Below are 1,452 nucleotides of genomic sequence, written 5' to 3'. Positions count from 1 at the left end.
CGGCGGTGGTGGCAACTGGGGCGAGACCGGCTGGGACCGGATGTTCAGCTCCTCCGTCGGCGGCCAGATCTCCTGGCTGATCCCGGCCGCGCTGATCCTCCTCGGCGCCGCGCTCTGGGCCACGCGGAAGCTGAAGCGCACGGACACCACCCGCGCGGCCCTCCTCCTCTGGGGCGGCTCGCTGCTGATCACCATGGTGGTCTTCAGCTTCATGCAGGGCATCTTCCACGAGTACTACACGGTGGCCCTCGCCCCCTACGTCGCGCCGCTGACCGGCATGGGCGCGGCGGTGCTCTGGGAGCAGCGGGGCAAGTTCTGGGCGTCGATCACGCTGGCCGCCGCCATGACGGCCACGGCCGTCTGGGGTTACGTCCTCCTCAACCGCTCCTCCGACTACCTGCCCTGGCTGAAGTGGGTCGTGCTGGTCGGTGGTCTGGTCGGCGCGCTCGGGCTGGTCTTCGTGACCAGGCTGGGGCGGCGGCTGGCCCTGGCGGTCGCGGGCCTGAGCCTCGTCACGGCGGTGGCGGGTCCGGCGGCGTACACCCTCACCACCCTCAATGAGGGTCACACCGGTTCGATCGTGACGGCCGGTCCGTCGACCCGCGGGGGCATGGGCGGCGGCCCCGGCGGCGGTGGCGGCACGGGCGGCGGTCCCGGTGGGGGCGGAATGCCGGGTCAGAACAACCAGCAGGGCAACGGCCAGATGGGCCAGCCCCCGACCGGCGGCTTCGGCGGCGGCCAGAACCAGCAGCAGGGCCAAGGGCAGCAGGGCCAGGGCCAGCAGAATCAGGGGCAGCAGGGCCAGGGGCAGCAGGGCCAGGGGCAGCAGGGCCAGGGCCAGGGCCAGCAAGGTCAGGGCAACGGCCAGACCCAGAACGGTGACGGCGGTCGCATGGGTGGTGGCGACGGCGGTGGCGGCATGGGCGGTCTGATCAACGGCACCTCCGTCAGCGACGAGGCCAAGGAACTGCTGGAGGAGAACGCGGGTGACTACACCTGGGCCGCCGCCGCCATCGGCGCCCAGAACGCGGCGAGCTACCAGCTCTCCACCGGTGAGCCGGTCATGGCGATCGGTGGCTTCAACGGCACCGACCCGTCCCCGACCCTCGCGGAGTTCAAGAAGTACGTGGAGGACGGCAGGATCCACTACTTCATCACCGGCGGCTCCGGCGGCGGCAGGGGCGGCGGCAGCGACGGCACCTCCTCGCAGATCAGCTCCTGGGTCCAGGAGAACTTCGAGTCGGTGACGGTCGACGGCACGACGTTCTACGACCTGACGCAGGCGAAGTAGAACAGGGCCCGACGTGAGCGGGGCGGTGGCCCGGGGTGTGATGCGAACCCCCGGGCCACCGCCCTTTTCGCATGGTGCCGAAAACCGTGTTGTACGCCGTATAAGAGCTGTTCTACGGTGTACAGCATGTCTCTTATACACATCTACCAGCCAACGAGACA

1 pseudogene is annotated in these 1,452 nt (G+C 70.0%); it reads left to right on the top strand.

The window, feature by feature from the left end:
- Window positions 1-1,291 (top strand): annotated as a pseudogene (locus tag P1P70_RS44550) (glycosyl transferase); the annotation flags it as partial.
- Between the last annotated feature and the right edge of the window lie 161 nt (window positions 1,292-1,452).

This window comes from Streptomyces sp. MB09-02B (assembly GCF_033794485.1).
Lineage (GTDB): Bacteria > Actinomycetota > Actinomycetes > Streptomycetales > Streptomycetaceae > Streptomyces.
Note: the sequence above shows the minus strand (reverse complement) of the source record. Positions and strands in the feature narration are given on the sequence as shown.